The organism is Actinospineispora acaciae DSM 45401, assembly GCF_000620785.1.
Lineage (GTDB): Bacteria > Actinomycetota > Actinomycetes > Mycobacteriales > Pseudonocardiaceae > Pseudonocardia > Pseudonocardia acaciae.
Map to the genome: position 1 here is coordinate 1 of NZ_JIAI01000025.1, position 4,829 is coordinate 4,829.

The following is a 4,829-nucleotide window of genomic DNA, read 5'->3' on the forward strand; positions in this document are numbered from 1 at the left end:
CCCCCCAGACCCCCGACCAGCCCGCCCAAGGCGGTAAGAACCCCAACCAGCCCGCCACCGCCCCCGGCTCCTCGGCCAGCTCCGGCGGCCCCACCATCCCCGGCGCCTCCTCCTGGTCCACCGCCTGGGCCAACCTCACCTGCGACACCACCACCAGCACCTGCAAAGGCACCCCCCACAGCTCCGCCACCGGCCTAGCCCCCGACGGCCACAACACCAGCGGCACCGGCAACAAAGGCCCACCAGAAGCCACCGGAACCACCACCGCAACCTGCGACACCACCGCCACCGCCTGTGACGCCACCACCAGCGCCACCGCCGGCTCCGGGCAGGTCGTCGCCGACATCATCACCGAACAAAACAAGACCGCCGCACAACAGGCCACCCAGCAGGCCGACAACGCCCGCCAAGCCGCCGACCAGGCCAAACAGGCCGCCGAAGCCCCCGGCGCCACCGACGCACAACGCAAGACCGCCGCCGATACGGCGAAGCAGGCCGACGAGGCCACCAAGGTCGCCAAGGCCGCTACCGACGCAGCGAACAAGCCGCTCCCCGCCGACGCGATCCCGGCCACCCTGGCCCAATCCAACGCCGCCGCTACCTGCGCAGGCCCCGGTTGCACCGCCGCTACCACCGGCAACACCGACGGCTTCGTCGGCGCCTCCCACACCGACGCCACTTGCACCCCCAGCCAGAACGGCTGCGCCGTCACCAGCGAGGCCACCGCCACCACCAGCCGCAACGCCGGCCAGGGCCAGGACGGCAAGCCCATCCCGGGCCTGACCGGCAACGCCCAAACCAGCTCCCGCGCCACCTGTCCCAGCGCCGGCTGCACCGCCAAGCTCACCGGCAACTCCGCCGCCACCGCTGGCCCGGCCGGCAACGGCACTGCGACCAACCCGAGCAACGTATCCACCGCGCGCGGCGAGAGCACCTGCACCGGCACCGGCGTCTGCCAGGCCGAAATCACCGCCGGCACCTCGGTCACCGTGGTTCCCGCCGACGCCGGCCGAACGGACGCCAACAGCGCGAACGTGGTCGACCGCACCGCCCAGCTCGCTGCCGGCTGCGCCGGCGCCGGCTGCCGCACCCACACCGAGGGCAACGCCCGGGATGAGGCCAACGGCACGACCCAGGCCGCACTGGCCAACGCTAGCTGCACCGCCGGCGCAACCGGCCAGTGCGCCAGCTCCATCCAGGTCGGCGCCCGGCCGGGCAGCGCCCAGGTGGCCGCCCAGTGCGCCGGCACCGAGGGCTCCACGTGCGCCCACCACTTCGAGGCCCACAGCTCCGGGCAGAGCAAGACCGCCGGCAACAGCGCGTCGGCCAAGGCGGACTGCGGCGCCTCGGGCGGCGCGGGTGGTGGCTGGTGCGGCACCGGCGCGGACATCCAGACCAGCGATGAGCACGCGATGGCCGCCGCCGCATGCCAGGGCAGCGAGGGATCGGGCTGCCACTACGAGTACCGGACAGAAAGCCACGCGAACGCACCCGGCGCGAAGGGCGACGCGGTCGGCTCCGGCTCCGGCACCGTCGGCGAAGGCCAGGTGCTCACCACCGCCTTCGCCCAGCCCTCGCAAGCCGGGGCGTCCTGCATGGGCACCCCGGGCACCAACTGCAGCCACTCGTACACCGCGACCATTTCCGCGCACGACGAGTGGCAGGACCCGAGCAACAAGGACAACCACAGCGTCGCCGACATCACGGTGACCGGCTCGGGTGGTGGCGGCATGGGCGGCGGCTGGGTCGCGGTCACCGCGACGGCCACCGCCGGCCCCGGCCAGGCGGAGATCGGCGGGGGCTGCTCCGGCACCGCCAGCAACTGCGCGGTGAGCGGCTACGCCGAGGCGCAACTGCGCAGCCACGCCGACGCACCGGACGGAAGCTGGACCTGGGACGGCGGCGCCCGCCGCAAGTGCACCCTGTCCGCCCCCGGAGGCTGTGGCGTGCAGGTGCAGGCCGACGGCCCCGGCGCGGTCGGCGGCACCTGCTACGGCAACTACAGCTCCTGCGAAGGCGCCAGCGAGGACTACGACAACCTCATCCAAACCCCCATCCCGCAACCCGGCGATGGCGGACAGGGGGGCGACGCGGCAAACGGCGAGGGCACCGCGCCCGACGGCGAGGGCGACCTGACAACGCAAGGCAACGAGGTGAGCGGCGCGGACGCCACGCTGGTTCCGGCGGGTCCGGTCGACGCCACCGGGAAGGGCGATCTCCGGGTCGGCGCAGTGAACCCAGAGCATGCCGAGGTACGGGGGACCGAGTCCCGCCAGGCGCAGGCACCGGTCGACGCCACCGGGCACGGCGATCTCCGAGTCGGCGCCAGCCCCAAGACGGTGACCGTCCGCGGCGAGTCGACCACCAAGACGTGCTACTCACAGTGCTCGGTGGAGCGCGACAAGGGCCGGGTGCGGGCGGAGTACAACCCGGCCGCCGCGAACCCACAGGAGCGACTCGTCGTGTCCGCCGGTGGCGCCAGGGTGAATAGCGCGACCAAGGCCCAGGTCAGCGTGGACGCGGCGGGGAACCGCGCGATCAAGGTCGGCCACCTCGGCTCCGCGGTCAACGCGAAGACCGGAGCCCGCATCGAGATCAAGGCCACGCCGACACCGCAGACGATCCACGCCCTGCGCATGGCCGACAAGCGCTTCGCGTTCAACGGTCCGATCGAGGACGGGAGCACCGTCACCTACACCGGCCCCAAGATCCGGCTGAAGAACGGCACCACGGGGGTCGACAAGTTCACCATTAGTGGTTCCGGCCAGCTCACCGCCGGCAACGGTGGCGCCAACCGGGGTGGGTTCACGTTCGTCGGCTCCGCCTCCTACATCTCGGCCGACGGACGCGACGTGCTGGGCGCCGCGCCCGGGAAGCCCGGCACCATGGCGACCGGCACGGGCGCCGTTGTTGGCCGCGACGCCAAGGGACTTGGCGGCATCATCGCTCTCGGTCAGTCCGGTGGCGTTGGCACCGGCACGTTCCGCACGGCCGAGGGCGTCAAGGTGGACTGCGTCAACTGCCATGCCATTCACACGATGCCGACCAAACCGGGCCAAGGCGGCTCGACGACGTGTGCCGGCTCGACCGGGGGCGGCGGAGGGTTCTGCACCGCGACCGCGCCGGGGCCGAACGGCCGGGTTGACACTCAGCGCGCCGAGTGGCCAGACCCCTCCTCTGGCCAAGTGGGCAGTGCGACGTTCGACGAGACTCATCGCAACGCGGACGGCACCGGCGGTGGCGTGACCGCCTCGAAACAGGGTGCCGGATTCGTCCACTCCGAGGACTCCTTCGGACATTGGATCGAATCCGTCCACGACAAGAACGACACCGCCACTCAGCTGCTCTTCGCCGAGGACGCGACCGGCTACCACGCCGGCCAGGCGTGCAAACCGGGTGGGACCTGCCTCGGCTCGGACTTCGACGCCAGCGCCGTCAACACCTTCGGCGCCAGCGCCGACAGCACCTCGCAATGCACCGGTGTCGGTGGCCAGTGTGCCGGTAATCGTCCGAAGCTGATTGATCGGCAGTTGCCGTTCGCCGAGGAGGCGTCAAAGGGCGTACGCGAGATGGTGACCGGCGACGACGGCAGCGCGACCCCGAAGGACTGGGTGGACGCAGCGCATTCCAACGCGGACAACAAGCGTGCCCAGCTGGCGGTGCTGGAGGCGCACAGCCAGTTCCGGTGGAGCGCCGAGGTCGGCGCACCCCAGCTCGCTGCTTTTGCCGACGCAGCGGCCCAGGCCGCTCGGCACGGTGGCCCCCCCACCGCGGCCGAAATGCGGAACATGGCCGCGCTGGCCGGGCAGATCGATCCGAAGACGCTGCAGCGGATGGCGCGCACCGAGGAGGCCGGCAATGTGCTCTCCACGGTGTACGGCGAGCAACGCCGAAAAGTCGACACCGCCGAGCGACTGTTGGTCGACCACCCCGAGATGATCGAAGCCGTCACCAGAAACGCCAGTACCCAGCGAAATCCCGGCGAGGATCCGCGCGCGTTCGCCGCCCGAGTCATGTCCGATACGCAGCTAATTGATAAGAGTCTCCGCGAACAGCTGGTGGAAGCACGGAAGGCGATGGGGCAAGACGCCCTGAACGATCGGAGGGCAAAACTCACCGAGGCGATCACCAGTTGCAATACTGGGCACACCTGCGACAGAGGTGCGATCGAGAAAGAGCAAGTCGCGATCTACCAGGAAGCCGCCAGGATTGACACCCAGACAGCGGGCCTGCGGGACGAGATGGAAAAGATCGACGACACCTTGCGCGGGTGGGACCTCACCGCCGCTGGGTTGGCCGGCGACTACGTCTACGCCAACGCGCTGAAGCTAGCGAAGAGCAATCTCGACGCCATCAAAGGCATGGCCAAGGCGCTTCCACCGCCTCAGACGAAGGCCGACGTCGAGCTGCGCCAGCGGCTGGAACCGGTCATTCAGGCCTCCCAGCTCGGCTACTTCGCCGCCGTGGACTCTCCGAAGGCGCCCAGCCGCTACGGCGACGCTCGAATGCCTTCTACTCTCGCCCCCGACTTCACTAATGCGCTGCACGTGGCGGCTCACTGGAACAACTGGGTAAACAACCCGAACCCGGCGATACGGCAGCTCATCAGCGGACTTACCGTGGACCAGATCACAAACCTGGCGGCCGTGGGACCTCCAGAAAAGCTATACGCTATAAAAAAGGCGACGCGCGACAGTATTGTCAATGACTTCGGGGAAGGCCCGGAAGGCGCCGCGCGGGTTGACAAGATCCTCAAGGCTCTCGGCGGCGAAGACCATGTCGACGAGCTGCCGATGCTGTACCACGACTCCGTTGTGGGCGCCAGGGAA